The organism is Afifella sp. JA880, from assembly GCF_025379905.1.
In the GTDB taxonomy this organism is placed as follows: Bacteria; Pseudomonadota; Alphaproteobacteria; order Rhizobiales; family Afifellaceae; genus Afifella; species Afifella aestuarii.
In genome coordinates this window covers 15454-33817 of the sequence record NZ_JAOANH010000003.1, presented here as the reverse complement: position 1 = coordinate 33817, position 18364 = coordinate 15454, and the positions used below count along the sequence as shown (strand labels likewise).

General features: G+C 64.0%; 20 protein-coding genes. 12 read left to right on the top strand and 8 right to left on the bottom strand.

The annotated features are described in order from the left end of the window. Positions 1-36 precede the first annotated feature (36 nt). Positions 37-576, bottom strand: coding sequence for a GNAT family N-acetyltransferase (locus NYQ83_RS13220; protein ID WP_261215243.1), 540 nt, complete (start codon positions 574-576; stop codon positions 37-39). A gap of 379 nt (positions 577-955) precedes the next feature. Here NYQ83_RS13220 and NYQ83_RS13215 point away from each other — a divergent pair, with 379 nt between their 5' ends. Next, positions 956-1204, top strand: a complete 249-nt coding sequence (locus NYQ83_RS13215) for a hypothetical protein (protein WP_234629146.1) — start codon at positions 956-958, stop codon at positions 1202-1204. A gap of 13 nt (positions 1205-1217) precedes the next feature. Next, on the top strand, positions 1218-1820 hold the full coding sequence (locus NYQ83_RS13210) for a hypothetical protein (protein WP_261215242.1): 603 nt from the start codon (positions 1218-1220) through the stop codon (positions 1818-1820). A gap of 141 nt (positions 1821-1961) precedes the next feature. On the opposite strand, the gene NYQ83_RS13205 is transcribed toward NYQ83_RS13210, so the two are convergent. Together NYQ83_RS13205 and secA are read right to left on the bottom strand one after the other, a co-directional pair. Further along, entirely contained in the window at positions 1962-3311 is a 1350-nt protein-coding gene (locus tag NYQ83_RS13205) for an adenylate/guanylate cyclase domain-containing protein (RefSeq protein WP_261215241.1), read from the bottom strand. Positions 3312-3447: 136 nt separating this feature from the next. After that, on the bottom strand, positions 3448-6234 hold the full coding sequence (gene secA / locus NYQ83_RS13200; RefSeq protein WP_261215240.1) for a preprotein translocase subunit SecA: 2787 nt from the start codon (positions 6232-6234) through the stop codon (positions 3448-3450). 213 nt (positions 6235-6447) lie between these two features. Here secA and NYQ83_RS13195 point away from each other — a divergent pair, with 213 nt between their 5' ends. Genes NYQ83_RS13195 through NYQ83_RS13180 form a run of 4 tightly spaced genes read left to right on the top strand, consistent with a single transcriptional unit; the run spans position 6448 to position 9264 of the window. Further along, complete coding sequence (locus NYQ83_RS13195) at positions 6448-7416, top strand: peptidylprolyl isomerase (RefSeq protein ID WP_261215239.1); 969 nt, start codon at positions 6448-6450, stop codon at positions 7414-7416. Between the two features lie 2 nt (positions 7417-7418). After that, the gene (gene argJ, locus NYQ83_RS13190) at positions 7419-8645 is read left to right on the top strand and encodes a bifunctional glutamate N-acetyltransferase/amino-acid acetyltransferase ArgJ (RefSeq protein WP_261215238.1); all 1227 of its coding nucleotides are present in this window, start codon (positions 7419-7421) and stop codon (positions 8643-8645) included. A gap of 11 nt (positions 8646-8656) precedes the next feature. Then, a complete protein-coding gene (gene mutT / locus NYQ83_RS13185) occupies positions 8657-9055 on the top strand; it encodes an 8-oxo-dGTP diphosphatase MutT (protein WP_128290911.1) in 399 nt (132 codons plus the stop codon). A gap of 5 nt (positions 9056-9060) precedes the next feature. Beyond that, on the top strand, positions 9061-9264 hold the full coding sequence (locus tag NYQ83_RS13180) for a Flp family type IVb pilin (protein WP_128290912.1): 204 nt from the start codon (positions 9061-9063) through the stop codon (positions 9262-9264). 77 nt (positions 9265-9341) lie between these two features. Here the strand turns inward: NYQ83_RS13180 and NYQ83_RS13175 are convergent, their stop codons facing one another. After that, positions 9342-10223, bottom strand: coding sequence for a methyltransferase domain-containing protein (locus tag NYQ83_RS13175; RefSeq protein WP_261215235.1), 882 nt, complete (start codon positions 10221-10223; stop codon positions 9342-9344). 51 nt (positions 10224-10274) lie between these two features. Between NYQ83_RS13175 and NYQ83_RS13170 the strand changes: the two genes are divergently transcribed. The 5 genes from NYQ83_RS13170 (at position 10275) to NYQ83_RS13150 (ending at position 13823) form a co-directional block, all read left to right on the top strand. Beyond that, the gene (locus tag NYQ83_RS13170) at positions 10275-11066 is read left to right on the top strand and encodes a ComF family protein (protein WP_261215234.1); all 792 of its coding nucleotides are present in this window, start codon (positions 10275-10277) and stop codon (positions 11064-11066) included. Positions 11067-11156: 90 nt separating this feature from the next. Then, positions 11157-11426 carry a glutaredoxin 3 gene (gene grxC / locus NYQ83_RS13165; protein WP_128290915.1) on the top strand — a complete coding sequence of 90 codons (270 nt, stop codon included), beginning with the start codon at positions 11157-11159 and terminating at the stop codon, positions 11424-11426. Continuing rightward, positions 11423-12298, top strand: coding sequence for a carbon-nitrogen hydrolase family protein (locus NYQ83_RS13160; protein ID WP_409977001.1), 876 nt, complete (start codon positions 11423-11425; stop codon positions 12296-12298). The genes grxC and NYQ83_RS13160 overlap by 4 nt, the downstream gene beginning before the upstream one ends. Then, entirely contained in the window at positions 12295-12783 is a 489-nt protein-coding gene (locus tag NYQ83_RS13155) for a DUF1178 family protein (RefSeq protein WP_261215232.1), read from the top strand. The genes NYQ83_RS13160 and NYQ83_RS13155 overlap by 4 nt, the downstream gene beginning before the upstream one ends. Positions 12784-12971: 188 nt before the next feature. Then, positions 12972-13823, top strand: a complete 852-nt coding sequence (locus NYQ83_RS13150; protein ID WP_261215231.1) for a cation diffusion facilitator family transporter — start codon at positions 12972-12974, stop codon at positions 13821-13823. A gap of 163 nt (positions 13824-13986) precedes the next feature. Here the strand turns inward: NYQ83_RS13150 and NYQ83_RS13145 are convergent, their stop codons facing one another. After that, positions 13987-14682, bottom strand: coding sequence for a DUF1236 domain-containing protein (locus NYQ83_RS13145; RefSeq protein ID WP_261215230.1), 696 nt, complete (start codon positions 14680-14682; stop codon positions 13987-13989). Between the two features lie 197 nt (positions 14683-14879). Between NYQ83_RS13145 and trhA the strand changes: the two genes are divergently transcribed. Continuing rightward, positions 14880-15515, top strand: coding sequence for a PAQR family membrane homeostasis protein TrhA (gene trhA / locus NYQ83_RS13140; RefSeq protein WP_261215229.1), 636 nt, complete (start codon positions 14880-14882; stop codon positions 15513-15515). A gap of 25 nt (positions 15516-15540) precedes the next feature. Here the strand turns inward: trhA and NYQ83_RS13135 are convergent, their stop codons facing one another. From NYQ83_RS13135 to NYQ83_RS13125, 3 genes are all read right to left on the bottom strand, one after another. Then, the gene (locus NYQ83_RS13135; RefSeq protein WP_409977021.1) at positions 15541-16113 is read right to left on the bottom strand and encodes a YjbE family putative metal transport protein; all 573 of its coding nucleotides are present in this window, start codon (positions 16111-16113) and stop codon (positions 15541-15543) included. Between the two features lie 93 nt (positions 16114-16206). Then, a complete protein-coding gene (ubiG, locus tag NYQ83_RS13130) occupies positions 16207-16953 on the bottom strand; it encodes a bifunctional 2-polyprenyl-6-hydroxyphenol methylase/3-demethylubiquinol 3-O-methyltransferase UbiG (protein WP_261216163.1) in 747 nt (248 codons plus the stop codon). Positions 16954-17057: 104 nt separating this feature from the next. Continuing rightward, entirely contained in the window at positions 17058-18119 is a 1062-nt protein-coding gene (locus NYQ83_RS13125) for an endonuclease/exonuclease/phosphatase family protein (protein ID WP_261215227.1), read from the bottom strand. Positions 18120-18364: the final 245 nt, after the last annotated feature.

Here is an 18364-nt window from a genome sequence, read left to right as displayed (position 1 = left end):
GTGTGAGGGACAGGGAGGCCGTTCAGGGAGGGCGATTTAGCCGCCCGCAGGCAGATGCCCCTCATCGGATTGCGGAGGTGTGGGAGGAGGGGGGATCGCGATCCGGTAGAATCTCGTATCGACGTCGACGAGCGGGAAGGCTGGCGGCAGTTCGGTCTTGTCGATCTCCGCAAAGCCGTTCTTCTCATAGAAGCGGTGGGCCGCGAGAAACTTTGCCGTCGTGCCGAGGAAGATCTCGGCGAGGCCGCGTTCCGCCGCGGCGGCGAGCGCGGTTTGCAAGAGCCCTGAGGAGACGGAGTGCGGGCGACCGCGATGGGTCGCCGCCACGAACATCTTGCGCAAAGCGGCCTGGTTGTCGCCGATGTCCTTGAGCGCGATCGTGCCGACGACGCGCTCCCCCTCCTTCGCCACCCAGAAATCGCCCTTGCCGACCCGGTAGAAACTCTCGATGGCGAGAAGATCCGGCTGTTCCTCCAGCGTGATCGGGATCGCAAATTCGCGCTGCTGGATCGGCAGGATGAGATCGAGCACGCCCTGCTGGTCGGCTTTCTCGTAAGGGGAGATCGTGGCGGGCATGGATTTCTCAGAGCTCAGAAGGGGTGTTTGGATCCGCGCGGGAGACGGGGCTTATCGAGACGGCGATGCCTTCTCCAAGAGGAATACAGCAATCCACTCGGTCATCGTCAGGGCGCCTATCGGTATCTTTCGCATCGATCACGTGCTCTCCTCGAGCGACCAATAACGCCACTGCCGGTGCTGGATCGGCGAAAAGCGGGTGTATTGCGGGCCGATGGGCTCGCGCACAACGTGCCAGCGATGTGGCGCTGCTTATGAGCCGCCGAACAATGCGGTGGCGGAGAGTTGCTTACAAGTGTGGCCGAAAATACGTTGCGTGACTTCGTGCCCCATGCGCAAATACCGTGTAGGTGACCCGCTATCGTCTGGAGGGGGAGTCATGCTGGCGCAAGGCGCCTGCGATTCCTATTTATGCACCGTGATGACATTTCGAATCTTCGAATGGGCGACGCTGAAGGACTACGACAACGCGAAAGCTGCCGCGACCGATCGCATTATCAAGAAGCAGTCGCGTGGGAACGTTTCAGCGCAAAACGGCTGGTCCATGACCATGCCGCAGCTCCTCAAACAATCACGGGACGCCGACAAGGCGATGGATTCGCTTCGGCGAGCGATGCCCTCTGATTGAGGCTGTTGTTGTCGTGGAACTGGGGGGTGACGCGGAAAAGCAGCTCGGCCTCGTCTGTGACGAGTGGAATCGAGCTGAAAAGGCCATAAAGCTGGCCGAGCAAGTAAATGGCGAGATCATCAATCCCGCTATTTACGAGCTTCGTTACGCTGGTCGGCGCATCGTGGAGGCGATACAGCGCCTACCTGACGGGGAGGATCCGGAGGCTATCGCTCTCCTGCGGGATGCCTATTTCGACTGCAGTCGCGCACGCCACGACGCGATTGATGCTGCGACCTCCAAGATTGCCGCGGACCTTGCGATTGCGGTCGACAAACTTGGGCCGGAAGCCGTCCTCGAAGGCTTTCCCTCATTCTCAAAGCTGAAATCCAGACTGGATGTCACCCGGCGGCTGATTTCGATTTCTCGGGAGGACCGAGAAAATCGCGCCAGGATCTATGAGACCCTCGAAAACGATCATCTCACAGAGATCGTTGAGGGATATAATGAATTTACTGCAAGCGAGCCGATCCTCAGGCGATATGCTCTGAGGCGACGAAGAGGACTCTTGATCGAGCGTGCGATGTGGCTTGCGGCCATCATCGTGGGAGTGTGGGCAACCTGGGCCTTCAGCTGAAGCGTGCTGAGCCGCCTGTTCTGAAGGTGACTCTTGCCTGCTCTTTCCCGACGTGCATCTCCACCACGCGTCGTCTGGTGCGGTGCGAAGCAATGATCTCTGGCGCTATGGGGAGAGAAAGATAGACGCTCTCCGGTAATCTTACCCCTTGGCGCGGACGGCGCGGTTGGCCAGGAAATCCATTTCGGCGGCGCTTTCGCGCGGGCGATGGGCGCGCTTTTTCGAGAGTGCGCTCGGATCCCCGGTTTCCATGACCGGCTCGGGGAGGCGGTGCGGTGTCGGCCCCGCCCAGGCATAGAGCGCCACGGGCTCCGAAAAGCCCCTGAGCGTGTGTTCGCCGAGGGGCGTCCAATGGGCGGGGGCGTGGTCCGCGACTTTCTGGACGGCAAGCGCCGGCACGCCGAAAACCTTGGTCATCGCCTGAACGCGCGCAACCTGATTGACGATCGGGCCGATCACCGAAAACGACAGACGCGAGGCCGTGCCGATATTGCCGAACATGACGTTGCCGCGCGTCAGCCCGACGCCGTAATCGAGCGGCTCTTCACCGGCCGCGATTCGGGCCTCGTTCAAGAGCGCGAGCTTCTGCCAGCCCTTTTCGATGGCGCGGCTTGCCGCCTGCGCCGCTTCCGTTTCCGATGCCCAGCAATCGAGCGAGAACAGCGCGATCACGGCGTCGCCGATGAAATTCAGGATGTCGCCGCCTTCCTCTTCGATGGAGGCGGCGATGCAATCGAAATAGGAATTCAACAGGTCGATGTAATCGGCGCGCGGGATGCGCTCGGCGAAGGCGGTCGAATTTCTGAGGTCGCTGTAGAGGATGATCGCCGGCACGGTTTCGCCGTCGCCGCGATGGATCTGGCCGCCGAGCACGCGCGGACCGGCGCGATGGCCGAGATAGGTTTCTGCGATCGTATCGGCCATGCGCGACAGGATCATCACCTTGCCGGAGAGGGCGAAGCGGCGGGTGACACGCTGAAGCGCCGCGATCTCGCCATCCGAAAAGCCGGTCGGGCGGGTGCAGCAATACGAGACGATGATGCCGCTGCGTGAATTCGCCAGGCCGGTGCCGGGGATGGCGAGATCAATCGCAAAGGCGACATAATCGGTGAAACCTTCGTCGGCGAATTCCTGCAGGACAGGAAAATCGACGAGTTTCTCCGGCCCCTGGAGGGCGCGGCGGAAAACGTCGCCGCCGCTCTCTGCAAGCACCTTGAAGGGGCTTTGCCGCCACGCCTCGCTGATATGGTCGGGCTCGGGATTGTAGGCGATCTGCTCGAAGGCCACTTCCTGGCCCTCGCGCCAGATGACCGCTTCCACCTGAAAGAGCGGGTGGAGCGTGGTCCAATTGACCATGGCGCGGCCGATCGGGATGCCGACGCCGAAGATGCGGTCGCACATGCCTTGAAAAAGCTCGGTCGGGTCGGGCTCGCCAAAGGCCTGCTCGACCAGCCAGGAGGTGACGCTGTCGACGAGTGTGCTTGAGGACATGAAAGATCCTTGGCCGACACCGAGAGCCGCCCGCGCCTGTGGCACGAGCGGGGATGTCATCCTGAGCTGATGTTCAAAACAATTCTAGCCGGCCGTGGGTGGGCCGGCTAGAGCGCTGGTTGTAGGGGAGGGCTCTTTAGACGAGCGCGCCGTGGCAGTGCTTGAACTTCTTGCCGGAGCCGCACGGGCAGGGCGAGTTGCGCCCGACCTTGCCCCAGGTGGAGGGGTCGTCCGGGTCGATCGTGGCCGCGCCTGCGCCTTCGCCGCCGGCGTAAGCACTGCTTGCGGCGACCGCACCCGCACCGACGGGAAGCGCGCCGGCGCCGGCTCTCTCCGATCCGCCGCCATCGGTCATCTCGAATTCATCCTCGCCGGTGGTTGCATCGACGTGATGGGCGATGCCCTCCGGCGGGCGCAGCGTTTCTTCAAGCGGCTCACGCTCGGCGAGCTCGACATGCATGAGCTGTGCGGTGACGGCACGGCGAAGCTCCGACAGCATCGCCTCGAAGAGCTCGAAGCCCTCGGTCTTGTACTCGTTCAACGGATCGCGCTGGCCGTAGCCGCGGAAGCCGATGACGGAGCGCAGCTGATCGAGCTGTGCCAGATGTTCGCGCCAGAGCTGATCGAGCGTGCGCAGGAGGATCTGCTTTTCCACCATGCGCATGAGCTCGGGGCCGAAACGGCTCGCCTTGCGGGCCATCAGCTCGTCGCCGGCCTTTTCGATGCGCTCGCGCATCTCCGCATCGGCGATGCCTTCCTCCGCCGCCCATTCGTCGATCGGCAGATCGAGGGCGAGGATCTGTGCGACTTCCGCCTTCAGGCCCTCCACATCCCATTGCTCGGCATAGGCGCGCTCGGGGATGTGCTTGGAGACGATCTCGTCGATCGTCTCGTGGCGCATGTCGCGGACGGTCTCCGCCGTCTCCTCCTGGCGCATCAGATCGATGCGCTGCTCGAACACGACCTTGCGCTGGTCGTTCATGACGTCGTCGTATTTGAGAAGGTTCTTGCGGATGTCGAAGTTGTGCGCCTCGACCTTGCTCTGCGCCCGCTCCAAGGCCTTGTTGATCCAGGGATGGACGATCGCCTCGCCCTCCTTGAGGCCGAGCTTCGTCAGCATCCCGTCCATGCGGTCGGAGCCGAAGATGCGCATCAGATCGTCCTGCAGGGACAGATAGAATTGCGAACGGCCGGGGTCGCCCTGACGGCCGGAACGGCCGCGGAGCTGATTGTCGATGCGCCGGCTTTCGTGGCGCTCGGTGGCGAGCACCATCAGGCCGCCGGCATCGAGCGCCTCGCGCTTCATGCGTTCCAGATCGGCCTTGATCGCCTGGGTCTTGGCGTCGCGCTCCGGCCCTTCCTCCATCTCGCCGAGCTCTGCCGCGAGGCGCATGTCGACATTGCCGCCGAGCTGAATGTCGGTGCCGCGGCCGGCCATGTTGGTGGCGATGGTGATGGCGCCGGGCTTGCCGGCCTGGGAGATGATGATGGCTTCCTGCTCGTGATGGCGGGCGTTGAGGATGTTGAAGTCCTTGACGCCGCTCGTCTTCAGGCGCTCCGCCAGAAGCTCCGACTTTTCGATCGAGGTGGTGCCGACGAGAACCGGCTGACCGCGCTCGCGGCAATCTTTGATCGTCTCGATGATCGCGGCGTATTTTTCTTCCACCGTGCGGAAGACCTGGTCGTCCTCGTCGATGCGGGCGACCGGGACATTGGTCGGCACCTCGACGACGTCGAGGCCGTAGATGTCCATGAACTCGTCGGCTTCCGTCATCGCCGTGCCGGTCATGCCGGCGAGCTTTTCGTAGAGGCGGAAATAATTCTGGAAGGTGATGGAGGCGAGCGTCTGGTTCTCCGGCTGGATCTTGACGTGCTCCTTGGCCTCGAGCGCCTGGTGCAGGCCTTCCGAATAGCGCCGACCTTCCATCATGCGGCCGGTGAATTCGTCGATGATGACGACCTGGCCGTTCTTGACGATGTAATCCTTGTCGCGCTGGAAGATCTTGTGCGCCTTCAAGGCGTTGTTGAGGTGATGGACGACGGCGACGTTTTCCACGTCATAGAGGTTGTCGCCCTTCAGGAGGCCGGCCGCCTCCAGGAGACGCTCGGCATGCTCGGTGCCGTCTTCGGTGAGCGTGGCGGAGCGGACCTTCTCGTCGATCTCGTAATCTTCCGGCTTCAGCTGCGGGATGATGGCGTCGATCGCCTGATAGAGCTCCGATTTGTCTTCCACCGGACCGGAGATGATGAGCGGCGTGCGCGCCTCGTCGATCAGGATGGAATCCACCTCGTCGACGATGGCGTAATGGTGCCCGCGCTGCACCATGGCACCGAGGTCGTATTCCATATTGTCGCGCAGATAGTCGAAGCCGAATTCGTTGTTGGTGCCGTAGGTGACGTCGGCGCGGTAGGCGCGGCGGCGCTCGTCCTGCGACAGGCCGTGGACGATGACGCCGACGGACAGGCCGAGGAAGCGGTAGATGCGGCCCATCCAGTCCGCGTCACGGCTCGCCAGATAATCGTTGACGGTGACGACGTGGACGCCCTTGCCGGTGAGCGCGTTCAAATAGACCGGCAGGGTGGCGACGAGCGTCTTGCCTTCACCCGTCTTCATTTCGGAGATGGCGCCTTCGTTCAAAACCATGCCGCCGATGAGCTGCACGTCGAAGGGGCGCTGGCCGAGAACGCGCTTGGCCGCCTCGCGCACGGTGGCGAAGGCCGGCACCAGGAGATCGTCGACTTTGGCGCCGTTTTCGAGCTGCTGGCGAAATTCCAGCGTGCGGCCGGCGAGCTCTTCGTCGCTCAGCCTTGCCGTCTCGTCCTCGAGCGCATTGATCTGATCGACGAGGGGACGATACTTTTTGACGCGGCGGTCCGACGGGGTGCCAAAGACCTTGCGGCCCAAACTGCCCAAGCCCAGCATAAATACATCCTCTTCGTCGGCAAATTACCGATGTCGGCGTGTCGTGAGGCCGCTCATCGCTTCTGAAGTGGCGCGGGGATCAGCGTTGAAAGCCGTCGAGCCGGCGCCCCCGCTTCTGGACGGCGGGCCGGGGGAGAGATAAGAACGCAGGTGAATCATGTCAATCTGCGGCGCTTGCGCAGACATCGCGCCGATGTCGATCGAGGACCTATCATGACCATCCGGAACACGTCGTACAAGATCGGCGGCGCGAGCGGCGCCCTCGCCGCTCTCGTCATCGCGACCGGTGCCTTCATGGCGTCAGCCCAGGCGCAGGACGCGCCGTCACCCGATGCCGTCGCACGCGTCGGCGATACGATCATCACCGAAAAGGATCTGTCGGAAGCGGCGAACGATTTCTCCGACGAACTCGACCGCGTGCCCGGCCCGCGCCGGCGCGCCGTTCTCGTCGACGTCCTCGTCGACATGGAGCTCCTGGCGGAGGCGGCACGCGAGAAGGGTCTCGACAAGACCCCCGATTTCGACCAGCGCCTGGAATTCCTGAAGACCCGCGCGCTCAGGAACGAGTATGTGGAGAAGGAGATCGTCAACGCCGTCACCGACGACGAGGTGAAGGCGGAGTACGACAAGCAGATTTCCGGCTTCAAACCCGAGGAAGAGGTGCATGCCCGCCACATCCTCGTGACGACCAAGGAAGAAGCCGAAGAGATCATCAAACAGCTCGATGCCGGCAAGGATTTCGCCGAGCTCGCCAAGGAAAAGTCGACCGGTCCGAGCGGCCCGCAGGGTGGCGATCTCGGCTATTTCCCGAAAGGCCGCATGGTGCCGGAATTCGACAAGGCCGTGTTCGCGCTGGAGCCCGGCGAATACAGCAAGGAGCCGGTGAAGTCGGAATTCGGCTGGCACGTGATCAAGCTCGAAGACAAGCGCATGTCGAGCCCGCCGCCGCTTGACGACATCAAGGAGCAGCTGCGCGGCGTTCTGGTGCGGCAGAAGTTCAACGAGGTGATGACGAAGCTGCGCGACGACACCACCATCGAAGTCTACAACAAGGCGAATGCCGAGCCTGCGGCGGATGGAGAAGCCGGGTCCGATGAAGGTGCGTCCGAAGAGGGCGCTTCCGATGAGGGGGCTGGCGAAGACGGGGCTCCTTCCGATTCCGATGCGGGACAGAACCAGTAAGAATGAGCGCAAGCGTTTCGCCGCTGGCGCCCCGCGAATTCGCGGAGCTGCCGCAACTTGAGGGAGTTCGGCTTGCGACGGTTGCGGCCGGCATCCGCTACAAGGGCCGCACCGACCTCCTTCTGATCGCCTTCGATCCGCCGGCGACGGTCGCCGGTGTCTTCACGCGGTCGAAATGCCCGTCTGCGCCGGTCGATTGGTGCCGGGCGCAGCTTCCGCGCGGACGTGCCGCGGGGCTCGTGGTCAATTCCGGCAATGCCAACGCTTTTACCGGCGCCAAGGGCGCGGCCGCGACGAAGGCGAGCGCAGAGGCGGCTGCCGAGGCGCTCGGCTGCGCGCCGGAAGACATCTTTCTCGCCTCGACCGGCGTGATCGGCGAGCCGCTCGATCCAGAGCCGTTCCGGCGGCATCTCGGCCCGCTCGCTCAAGAGGCACGCGGCGATCGTTTCCGCGAGGCGGCGGAAGCGATCATGACCACCGACACGTTTCCGAAGCTCGCCCACAAAGAGGTGACGATCGGGGGCCGGACGGTGAACGTGCAGGGCATCGCCAAGGGCGCCGGTATGATCGCGCCCGACATGGCGACGATGCTCGCCTTCGTTTTCACCGATGCGAAGATTTCGCCGATGGCCTTGCAGACGGCTTTGTCGGAGGCCGTGAAAACGAGCTTCAACGCGATCACCGTCGACAGCGATACCTCCACGTCGGACACGCTACTCGCCTTTGCGACCGGCACCGCCGGTGCGGAGATCGTGCCGGGAAGTGGCGATTTTCAGAGTTTTATGGAGGCTTTGACCGAGGTCTGTCGCGAGCTTGCCTTCCAGGTGGTGAAGGACGGGGAAGGCGCGCGCAAATTCCTCGAAGTCACCGTGACGGGCGCCGAAACAGATGCGTCGGCGAAGACGATCGCGCTTTCGATCGCCAATTCGCCCCTGGTGAAGACGGCCGTTGCCGGCGAGGACGCCAATTGGGGCCGCGTGGTGATGGCCGTCGGCAAGGCGGGCGAGCCCGCCGACCGCGACCGGCTTTCCATCTGGTTCGGTCCGCATCGCGTCGCCGTCGACGGTGCGCGCGACCCGGATTACTCGGAAGAGGCGGCCTCCGCCTATATGACGGGGGACGAACTTGCGGTGAAGGTCGATCTCGGTCTCGGAACCGGCCAGGCGACCGTCTGGACCTGCGACCTCACCAAGGAATATGTCGCCATCAACGGCGATTATCGCAGCTGAACGAGGCCGCGATGAAGCTTCTCCTCGTCGTTGCCGTGGCGCTTGTCGATCCCGACGGGCGCGTGCTTCTGGCCCGTCGCCCGGACCATAAAGAATTCGGCGGCATGTGGGAGTTTCCCGGCGGCAAGGTCGAGGCAAGCGAAAGTCCCGAAGCTGCTCTCATCCGGGAATTGCGCGAAGAACTCGGGATCGATGTGCAGGAAGCCTGTCTGGCGCCGTTGACGTTCGCCAGCCATGCTTATCCAAATCTTCATCTGCTGATGCCACTCTACGTCTGCCGACGCTGGTCTGGCGTGGCGCAGGCTCTCGAAGGACAGGAACTGCGCTGGGTCCGGCCGCAAAAGATGAGAGAGTTTGCCATGCCGCCAGCTGACGAACCGCTGATTTCCCATCTGCTCGATCTGTTGTGATCGACATGCTGAGATCGCGCCTGCGCGAACTCGCTTTGGTGTTGACCTCGCTCCGGCGTGATGAATCCGGCGCGACGGCGATCGAATACGCTCTCATCGGCTCACTGGTCACCATTGCCCTGCTGGCAGGTTTCAGCGTTTTCATTCCCGCGCTGACGGCCCTTTACGAGGGTATCGCGGCGCATTTTGCCGAGATCGGCTGGGGGTAAAGCGGGCCTCTCGGCCGGCGCAGTCCGGCCCACTCATTCCCAACCCATTCAGTCTCGGCCCATTCAGTCTCGGCCGCTCATTTCCGGTTCTTCTCTTCCAGAAGATGGGCAAGACTCACCTGCGCCGAACCGCGTTTCGCAGGCTTCTGCTGGCTTTCATGCGGCGCCCAGCCGGACACAGCGTAAAGCTCGAACGTCGCCGGCACCCGTCCTTCTCCATCGCCGTAGAGTTCGCGGTAGGCTTCCGCTGCACGGGCGATGAGCGCCCGCGTCGCGGGTTTGCGCGCGCGTTCAGACAGCACATTGGAGGCCCCCATCGCCTTCAGCTCCGCCATCAGCTTCAAGGGCTCGCGGTAGCGGACGGTCACCACTTCGCGGTCGACGACCGGCAGGGCAAAACCGGCCCGCTGCAGAAGCGCGCCGACATCGCGGATATCGGCAAAGGGCATGACGCGGGGGCTGACGCCACCCATCATCTCGGCTTCCGCGTGCATGAAGGCATGGCGCAGTTCGGCAAGCGTCCCGCCGCCCGGAAAGACGGCGAGGCAGAGACCGTCGGGCTGCAAGGCGCGGCGGATCTGAATGAGGGCGCCCGGTAGATCGTTGGCGTTGTGGAGGCTGAGGACGGAGGCGAAGAGATTGACGCTTTCGGGCGCAAGCGGCAGCGCCTCGTCGTCGGTGACGGTGACCTGAGCCGTGTGCAATCTCGCCGCTGCAAGGCTCTGCTCCAGGGACAGGATTTGATCCACCTTGCCGCTTGCCAGAAGGGCCTCTGCAAGTGCAGGGCCCCGGCCGAAGGCGGCGACCCCCCGTTCGAAACGGCGCTCCACCATGGCAAGGCGCATGGCGACTTCGTCGATCGCCCGTTGCATCAGGAAATCGATACCCTCCGGTGCGGGGGCGGCGCGCTCTTCGCGGCGGCGAAGGAGATGCTTGTCGAGGATCGGGGGAGCGGTCATGCTCGGGTTCTAGCGCAAGACGCGCGATGGTGAAGCGCAATGCGACGGGACATGTCTCTTCGTGCGGCGGGATCGGAGCCGGTCCGCGCCAGAAGCAGCCTCCGCGACATCGTCAAAGCGGGGGCGAGACAGGTCGCGGATCTGCTTTTGCCGCCGCTCTGCCCGGTCTGCCGGCGGGCCGTCGGCGCGCATGATCTCTTGTGCCCGCAATGCTGGGCGAAGCTGCGCTTCATCGAAGAACCGTTCTGCCCGGTGCTCGGCGTTCCCTTCGCCGCCGATCTCGGAGACGGGATTTTGTCGGCGCAGGCGATTGCCGATCCGCCGCCGTTTTCGCGGGCGCGTTCGGCCGTCCTCTTCGACGAAACGGCGCGCAATCTCGTGCATCAGTTCAAATATTACGATCAGGCGGCCGTCGCCCGCACGCTGGTCGCGCTGACTTTGCGACCGGCGCGAGACCTCGCCCGCGAGGGCACGCTCGTGGTGCCGGTGCCGCTCCACCGCTCGCGTCTGTGGCAGCGGCGTTTCAATCAATCGGCCGTGCTCGCCAAGGGCATCGCCGAGGAGCTCGGCCTCCGTTTCGTGCCGCGGGCGCTCATCCGCAGCCGGCGCACGCGGCAACAGGTCGGTCTGTCGCAAAAGGAGCGGCAGGCCAATCTGCGCGGCGCCTTCAAGGTGCGCGATGCGCAAAGAGGCGTCGTCGCCGGTCACCGCATCCTTCTCGTCGACGATGTCTACACCTCGGGCGCGACGGTGAAGGCGGCAACGAAGGCGCTTCTCAAGGCGGGGGCGCAGGAGGTCGACGTCGTCACCTTCGCGCGCGCCGGCGTCGTCCCGCTCGGGTGAGGCTCCGGTCCTGGTGCGCGGCGTTAAGCCGATGGTTCTGTTGCGGAAGTTTTCCGTGAGGCTATATCTGGGGCAACGCTTGGAGCATTCATGGCCAAAGTCACCATTTATACCCGGCAGTTTTGCGGCTTCTGCAGCTCGGCGATCCGCCTGCTTGAGGAGAAGGGCGCGGATTACGAAGAGATCGACGCCACCTTCGAGCCCGACAAGCGGGCCGAGATGATGGCGCGCTCGAAACGCCAGACGTTTCCGCAGATCTTCATCGGCAGCCGGCATGTCGGCGGCTGCGACGATCTTTACGCGCTCGACCGGCAGGGGCGGCTGGAGCCCATGCTTGCGGGCGAGGAGGCCGGGTCGTGAGTTTCAAGGCCGCCTGTCTGCAGCTCAATGCGACGAATGTCGTTTCCGAGAACATCGCCACGATCGAGCGGCTGGCGCGGCGCGCCGCCGAGGCGGGGGCGGATTACGTGCAGACGCCGGAGATGAGCAACATCATCGAGCGCGACCGCGAGAAGCTGTTTGCGGCGATCACGACGGAAGCGGACGATCCGACGCTTGCCGCCTGCCGGGCGCTCGCCTCTGAGCTCGGCATCGTCTTTCATGTCGGCTCGCTCGCCCTGAAAAGTCAGGATGGGAAGATCGCCAACCGCGGCTTCGTGGTGGGGGCGGACGGCGCCATCCTCGCACGCTACGACAAGATCCATCTCTTCGATGTCGATCTGCCGGGCGGCGAGAGCTGGCGGGAATCGGCGACCTATACGGCGGGCGGCGAGGCGGTGCTCGTGCCGCTCGCCTTCGCCACGCTCGGCGTCTCGATCTGCTACGACGTGCGCTTTCCGCAGCTTTACCGGGCGCTCGCTAAGGCGGGGGCGGATGCGTTGACGGCGCCGGCCGCCTTCACCCGCAAAACCGGCGAGGCGCATTGGCACGTTCTGCAACGTGCGCGGGCGATCGAGAACGGCGCCTTCATGATCTCCGCCGCCCAGGCGGGGACCCATCGCGATGGCCGGGAAACCTTTGGGCATTCCATCATCGTCTCGCCCTGGGGCGAGGTTCTGTCTGAGGCGGGCGGCGAGGGCGAAGAGGTGATCCTCGCCGACATCGATACGGCGCAATCGGCAGAGGCCAGAGGCCGCATTCCCTCGCTCGCCAACGAGCGTAATTTCACGCAGCCCTCAGTCGGGCCATCCCTTGCGCCATCCGTCGCGCCGCCGATGAGGTCGGCATCATGATCCATTACGATTTGCGTTGTGACGAGGGCCACGGCTTCGACGCCTGGTTTGCAAGTTCGAAGGCCTTCGAAGAGCAGCAGGGGGCCGGGCTTCTCTCCTGTCCGCATTGCGGCTCGGCGTCCGTCGAACGCGCCTTGATGGCGCCGGCGATCGCGGGCGGGCGCGAGCGCGAGCCGGTCCACGCCGTTGCGTCCGAGCAGGGTGCGGCGGATGCGCCTGCCGCGGCCGGCGGCGGCAAGGGGCAGCAGGTGGCGACCACCGTGCCGGCGCCGCTTCTGGAGGCGATGCGCGAGGTGCGCAAATATGTTCAGGCGCATGCCGATTACGTCGGCAACCGCTTCGCCGAAGAGGCGCGGCGTATCCATTACAAGGAAAGCGATCCGCGCGGCATCTATGGCGAGGCGAGCCGCGAAGAGATCAAAGAGCTCAAGGACGAGGGCATCGAGTTTCAGCCGCTGCCGGTCCTGCCGGAAGATTTCAATTAGGCCGCGCCCGTCCCGCGTGAAAGCAATCTAGACCTTTTCCGTCGAGTTTTCTAAACCGGCGGGGATTGGCACGGGAGGCTCCCATCGGCGGACATCACGATCATCATCATGGGCATGATAACGCGCACGGGCATTCCCATGCTCACGGCCATGCGCATGCGCACGGGGCGGGCGGCAACGAAAAGCGCATGGCGATCGCCGCCGCGCTCACCGGCTCGTTCATGCTCGCTGAAGCGATCGGCGGTTTTCTCTCAGGCTCGCTCGCCCTTCTCGCCGATGCCGGCCACATGCTCACCGATTTCGCGTCTTTGTCGCTCGCCTGGTTCGCCTTTCGCATCGCGCGGCGCCCGGCGGATTGGAAGCGCACTTATGGCTTCGATCGCTTTCAGGTTCTGATCGCCTTCGTCAACGGCATCGCGCTTCTCGCCATCTGTGTGTGGATCATCGTGGAGGCGGTGCGGCGCTTCAATGCGCCGGTCGAGGTGATGGGCACGCCGATGCTGGTGATCGCCGTCCTCGGCCTCATCATCAACATCGCCGTCTTCTTCGTGCTGCACAGCTCCGAGGAGCAGAACCTCAACATGCGCGGCGCCATCCTGCATGTGCTCGGGGATCTCCTCGGCTCCGTCGCGGCGATCATCGCCGCACTCGTCATCCTGACGACGGGATGGATGCCGATCGACCCGATTTTGTCGCTTCTCGTCTGCCTCCTGATCCTGCGCAGCGCCTGGTATGTGACGAGCCAGTCGGGGCATATCCTGCTTGAAGGCGCGCCGGCGGGCGTCGATGTCCGGGAGATCGAGCGTGATCTGCCGCAATCGGTCGAAGGCGTCCTCAACGTGCATCACGTGCATGCCTGGGCGATCAGCGAGGAGCGGCCGATGGTGACACTGCATGCGCGGCTGGCCGACGGGGTGGCGACCGATATCACCGTGCGGGCGATCAAGGCGCGCATCGCCGAGCGCTTCGACATCGATCATGCGACGATCGAGGTGGAAGGCCTGCATTGCGCCGACGAGGCGATGAAGCGGGCGTCTTAGGCAAAGATCGTTGCCCGCGGTCTTTGCGACCTCGAGCCTGCCTGCCGAAACAACACAGAAAAGACCCGCCACGCGGGCGGGTCTCTGGGCTGAGTCTTTGCGGGCCGGGGGAGGCCTGCTGTGGGGTTGAGAAGCCCTGGAGGCCGGGCCTTCTCATGCGGGATCAGCGGACGACGTAGACGATGCGGTGGCTGCCCGGTTCGACGAGGACGGGCTGGCCGTTCACATAGGCGTATTCGTAGTCGTAATCCGGGATCGGCGTCAGCGTGACGGTTTCGGGCACGCCGGCGCCGACCACCACTTCACCGTCGAGATAGACGGGCTGAACCGGGTTCGTCTGCACATAGGTGGTGACGGTCTCGGGCGGATCGATGAGGGCGCCGGCCGCAGAGCCGCCGACCGTCCCGGCGGCACCGCCGATCGCGGCGCCGGCCGCCGCACCCACCGGACCGCCGATCAAGGCGCCGGCGACTGCGCCGCCGACCATGCCGGTCGCACCGCCTGCCGTGCCACCGGTTTCGGCGCCCGAGGGCTCGTAGGTGGTGACGGGAACGCCGGCATCGGCGTAATGGTCGGTCATGACGACGGGCGAGCCGCTGATCGGTGCCGTCAGATAATCGGAATAAGCCCAGCCTTGAGTGCCTTCATGGGTGACGGTGCACCATTTGCTGCCCTGGAGGCAGCCGTTCACGGTGACCTCGTCCTCGCCTGGAATGTAGCCGACGATGGGATATTCCGGTCCCGGGCCTGAGCGGATGTTGAGGTCGGTGGTGGCGGTTGCCGCGCTCTGGGCGAGGGCGGTGGTCGAGAGCGCCGCAAGAGCGGCGGCTGCGAGCGTCGCGTTTTTTGCAAATCGCATTGATCGTCTCCGTTCAGATTGATGGCGCTACAACCTGAAGGCTGAAGAAGCGGTTCCGGCACGTTGCGCGCAACCGTTCCAGTCTGTGGCGGGCGCGCAACAGTCGCTGACGCAAGCGTGTTCGGCAGCCGCCTTGCTGCCGCAGTCGTGCCCGCTAAGTTTTTTCGAAAGCCAAAGATGAGCGAACAGGAGACAAGATGCGCAGAGCACCAGGGGTACGGTATTCGCCGGCGGAATTGTGGGCCGACGGGGTCGTGCACGGGCTCGGCCTGTCGCTTGCGATCGCGGCCGCGATCGCCGTGCCGCTTGCCTTGAGCGGGCGCGTGCCCGCCGGGGAAATGGCGGCGGTGGGCGTCTATCTCGGGACGCTCGTTCTCTCGCTCGGGATTTCGGCCGCCTACAATCTGTGGCCGGCGGGAAGCGTGAAGGCCGTCTTGAGGCGGCTCGACCATTCGGCGATCTTCCTTTTGATCGCCGGCACCTACACGCCCTTCATGGCGGTGAGCGAAACCTGGTGGCTTCTCGCCTTCGTGTGGAGCGTGGCGGCGGCGGGCGTGTTCGGAAAGCTTTTCGTGCCGCACCGTTTCGACCGCGTCGCGCTCGTCGCCTATCTCGGCCTCGGCTGGTCGGGCATCGTTGCCTACGGACCGCTGACGGAGGCGCTGTCGTCGTCCGTCGTCTGGCTCGTGATCGGCGGCGGGATCGTCTATTCGGCGGGCGTCATCTTTCACGTCTGGGAGCGGCTTCTCTTCCAGAACGCCATCTGGCACGCCTTCGTGGTGGCGGCCGCCTCCATCCATTTCGTCGCCGTGTTGAAGAGCGCGGCCGCGTGAGCGGCCAGGTCGCCGGGTCGGGCTCTTAAGCGACGACCGTGGCGATCTCTTCGACGCCTTCCCAGATCATGTGGCCGGCCACATAGACGATGATCAGAAGACCGACGTAAGCGATCCAGCGCTGCTTGTGCAGGAGGTCGGCGATGAGGCTTGCCGCAATGCCCATCAGCGCGACCGACAGGACGAGGCCCGAGGCGAGCACCCAGGGGTGCTGGTGCGCGGCACCGGCGACGGCGAGCACGTTGTCGAGCGACATCGACAGGTCCGCCAATATGATCTGAAAGACCGCCTGAGCCATGGATTTGGGTTGTGGCTTGTCGATCGTAGCCGCGTGCGGCCCGCTCTCGTGGCTGGCCTTGCGGTCGGCCTCGAGTTCCCGCCACAGCTTCCACGACACCCACAGAAGCAGGATGCCGCCGGCCAGCAACAGGCCGATGATCTCCAAAAGTTCGACGGCCACGAGCGCAAAGGCGATGCGCATGACGGTCGCCGCGGCGATGCCGATCGCAATGACTTTCGTGCGCTGCTTCGCAGGCAGGGACGCCGCCGCCATACCGACGACGACGGCATTGTCGCCGGCAAGCACGACGTCGATCATGACGACGGTCAGAAACGACCAGATCTCGGCGCTGGTGATCACGTGACTGGCAGGTTCGAAAAGAAAAGGCTCAAACGTGCGGGCTGTCGACGCTCAGCGTGCCGGCCGCTCTGCCAGCATCATATAGTTCACATCCATGTCCCGTGACAGGCGCATTCTGTCCGTCAGCGGGTTGTAGACGACGCCGGTCTCGTCCTTGATCGTGAGACCTCCCGCCATCAAGGCGTCGGCCAATTCGCGCGGCTTGACGAAACGATGGTGCTCATGCGTGCCGCGGGGCAGCCAGCCGAGCACATATTCGACGCCCACGATGGCAAGCGCGAAGGATTTCATGGTGCGGTTCAAGGTGGCGAGGAACATGAGGCCGCCCGGCTTCACGAGCGCTGCGGCGGCCGCGATATAGGCTTCCACATCAGTGACGTGCTCCACCACCTCCATCGACAGGACGACATCGAAGAGAGCGCGTTCGGACGCGAGATCCTCCGCCGCCGCACAGCGGTAATCGATGACGAGGCCGCTTTCGGCGGCGTGGCCGGTCGAGACTTCGATGTTGGCGGGGGAGGGATCGATACCCGTCACCTTGGCGCCGAGACGCGCCATCGGCTCGGCGAGAAGCCCGCCGCCGCAACCGACATCGACGATGTCGAGCCCCGAAAACGGTTTTGGGGCACGCGGGTCGCGGTCGAACTGCTCGCAGACATGGCGCACGATATAATCGAGCCGCACCGGATTGAGCTTATGCAGCGGGCTGTTCTTGATGCCGCCCCACCAATCCTGAGCGCTCTGCTCGAATTTGGCGACTTCCTTGGGATCGATGGTGGATGAGCCGGCCTGCATGATGTCCTCCGCTTGGGCGCGTGCGGAGAAGAGGTGGCGAACGGGTCGGAAGTCAAGCCTTCCCGGCTGCGACCTGCTTTCCAGGTGCGCGGGAAAGGCGCTTTTTATCATGTGCCGCCTTCGGCGATCTCACGCGCCTCGACCTTGATCGGACGGTGCTTGAAGGTGGCGCAGATGACCCCGTGGTCGCTGGTGCCGCTCTCTTTGTGGTCGTCGTAATCGAGGTGGTCGTTGGCGACCGTCATGCCGTCAAACATCCACAATCGGCGGCGGCTGTTGTCGTAGAACTCTTCGCTGACCAGAATGTGGTCGAGGGATTCCCGGAATTCCTTGTAGATGTGCGTGTAATAGACATCGCGGGTGCTGCGGTATTCCTGCAAAGTTTGGGCCGTGTAGAGGCTGACATCTCCACCGCCCTTCGAATCGCCGACGAGATAACGCGGTTGCTCTGTCAGGATGTTGGCGGTGTTGGAGTGCTGCCCGTCATTGATGTCACCAAGGACGATGACGGGGGTCCGGGTTCCTTTCATCTCTTCCGACAGGAGGAAGCGGAGCGCTGCGGCCTCGGCGGTGCGGCGGATCGTGGAAAGGGCCGCGCCGAGATTGTTCTGGTGTTTTTTGTAGATGTCCTCGTCTTCGTGAAACCAGGCCTCGCGGTAGACCTTTGCTGGCGATTTCGATTTCAGGTGGCAGACATAGACTTGCACGGCCGGCTCGTCCTCACGCGGGCGGATGCGGAAGTGCAGCACCGGGCGTGAAAAACTCTCAATGGCGACACTGATTTCCGGCGTCTGGGGATCGTCGCCCGTGCTTCTCAACAGAAACCTCTCCGGAAACGCCACGATCCAATCGGGATCGCCTTCGAGAAGACCGCGGCGGACGATGGCGGCGCAGACGATCTTTTGGCCATCGGCGTCGTCCGGCACGAGCATGTCGTAATCGTCCGCGAGGCCGGAAGCTTGAAGAGCGGTCTTGAGGGAGTCGCGGTGCCACAGCTCCTGGAATCCCAGGATGTCGGGCCGAAGCAGGCCTATGACATGCTGGGTCCACGCGATTTTGCGGCGGTAGGCCTCGCGCGACCAGCCGTCTCGGTCGGAATAGATCGGCAAGCCAGGCTCGTTGAGATTGTAGAGATTAAACGTGCCGATGCTGAGCGTGCGCTTTTTCATGAGCGGTCTCCCGTTTGAGCGGAGACTACCGCTGGTCCATGACAATCAATCTGTAGGTGCAATTTATATCCGGCTTCTCTTTTGTGCCGCCCCTAGATTGTGTTTGGCGACGAGCACCCTGGTTCCGCCAAAGGTGAAAGCCTCGCCGCCGCGCCGATTGCCCCCGGGCGCATTCCCGGCTAAAAGCGGGCGCGCCGGGGTGCCCGGCCGCGGCCTTGCGCCATTTTTGTTGGCGGGTCGTACCC

Excerpts from the sequence above, each read along its gene's own strand:
- NYQ83_RS13220 (WP_261215243.1), bottom strand. The coding sequence starts at position 576 with ATGCCCGCCACGATCTCCCCTTACGAGAAAGCCGACCAGCAGGGCGTG.
- NYQ83_RS13215 (WP_234629146.1), top strand. The coding sequence starts at position 956 with ATGCTGGCGCAAGGCGCCTGCGATTCCTATTTATGCACCGTGATGACA.
- NYQ83_RS13205 (WP_261215241.1), bottom strand. The coding sequence starts at position 3,311 with ATGTCCTCAAGCACACTCGTCGACAGCGTCACCTCCTGGCTGGTCGAG.
- secA (WP_261215240.1), bottom strand. The coding sequence starts at position 6,234 with ATGCTGGGCTTGGGCAGTTTGGGCCGCAAGGTCTTTGGCACCCCGTCG.
- NYQ83_RS13195 (WP_261215239.1), top strand. The coding sequence starts at position 6,448 with ATGACCATCCGGAACACGTCGTACAAGATCGGCGGCGCGAGCGGCGCC.
- argJ (WP_261215238.1), top strand. The coding sequence starts at position 7,419 with ATGAGCGCAAGCGTTTCGCCGCTGGCGCCCCGCGAATTCGCGGAGCTG.
- mutT (WP_128290911.1), top strand. The coding sequence starts at position 8,657 with ATGAAGCTTCTCCTCGTCGTTGCCGTGGCGCTTGTCGATCCCGACGGG.
- NYQ83_RS13180 (WP_128290912.1), top strand. The coding sequence starts at position 9,061 with ATGCTGAGATCGCGCCTGCGCGAACTCGCTTTGGTGTTGACCTCGCTC.
- NYQ83_RS13175 (WP_261215235.1), bottom strand. The coding sequence starts at position 10,223 with ATGACCGCTCCCCCGATCCTCGACAAGCATCTCCTTCGCCGCCGCGAA.
- NYQ83_RS13170 (WP_261215234.1), top strand. The coding sequence starts at position 10,275 with ATGTCTCTTCGTGCGGCGGGATCGGAGCCGGTCCGCGCCAGAAGCAGC.
- grxC (WP_128290915.1), top strand. The coding sequence starts at position 11,157 with ATGGCCAAAGTCACCATTTATACCCGGCAGTTTTGCGGCTTCTGCAGC.
- NYQ83_RS13155 (WP_261215232.1), top strand. The coding sequence starts at position 12,295 with ATGATCCATTACGATTTGCGTTGTGACGAGGGCCACGGCTTCGACGCC.
- NYQ83_RS13150 (WP_261215231.1), top strand. The coding sequence starts at position 12,972 with ATGGCGATCGCCGCCGCGCTCACCGGCTCGTTCATGCTCGCTGAAGCG.
- NYQ83_RS13145 (WP_261215230.1), bottom strand. The coding sequence starts at position 14,682 with ATGCGATTTGCAAAAAACGCGACGCTCGCAGCCGCCGCTCTTGCGGCG.
- trhA (WP_261215229.1), top strand. The coding sequence starts at position 14,880 with ATGCGCAGAGCACCAGGGGTACGGTATTCGCCGGCGGAATTGTGGGCC.
- NYQ83_RS13135 (WP_409977021.1), bottom strand. The coding sequence starts at position 16,113 with ATGATCGACGTCGTGCTTGCCGGCGACAATGCCGTCGTCGTCGGTATG.
- NYQ83_RS13125 (WP_261215227.1), bottom strand. The coding sequence starts at position 18,119 with ATGAAAAAGCGCACGCTCAGCATCGGCACGTTTAATCTCTACAATCTC.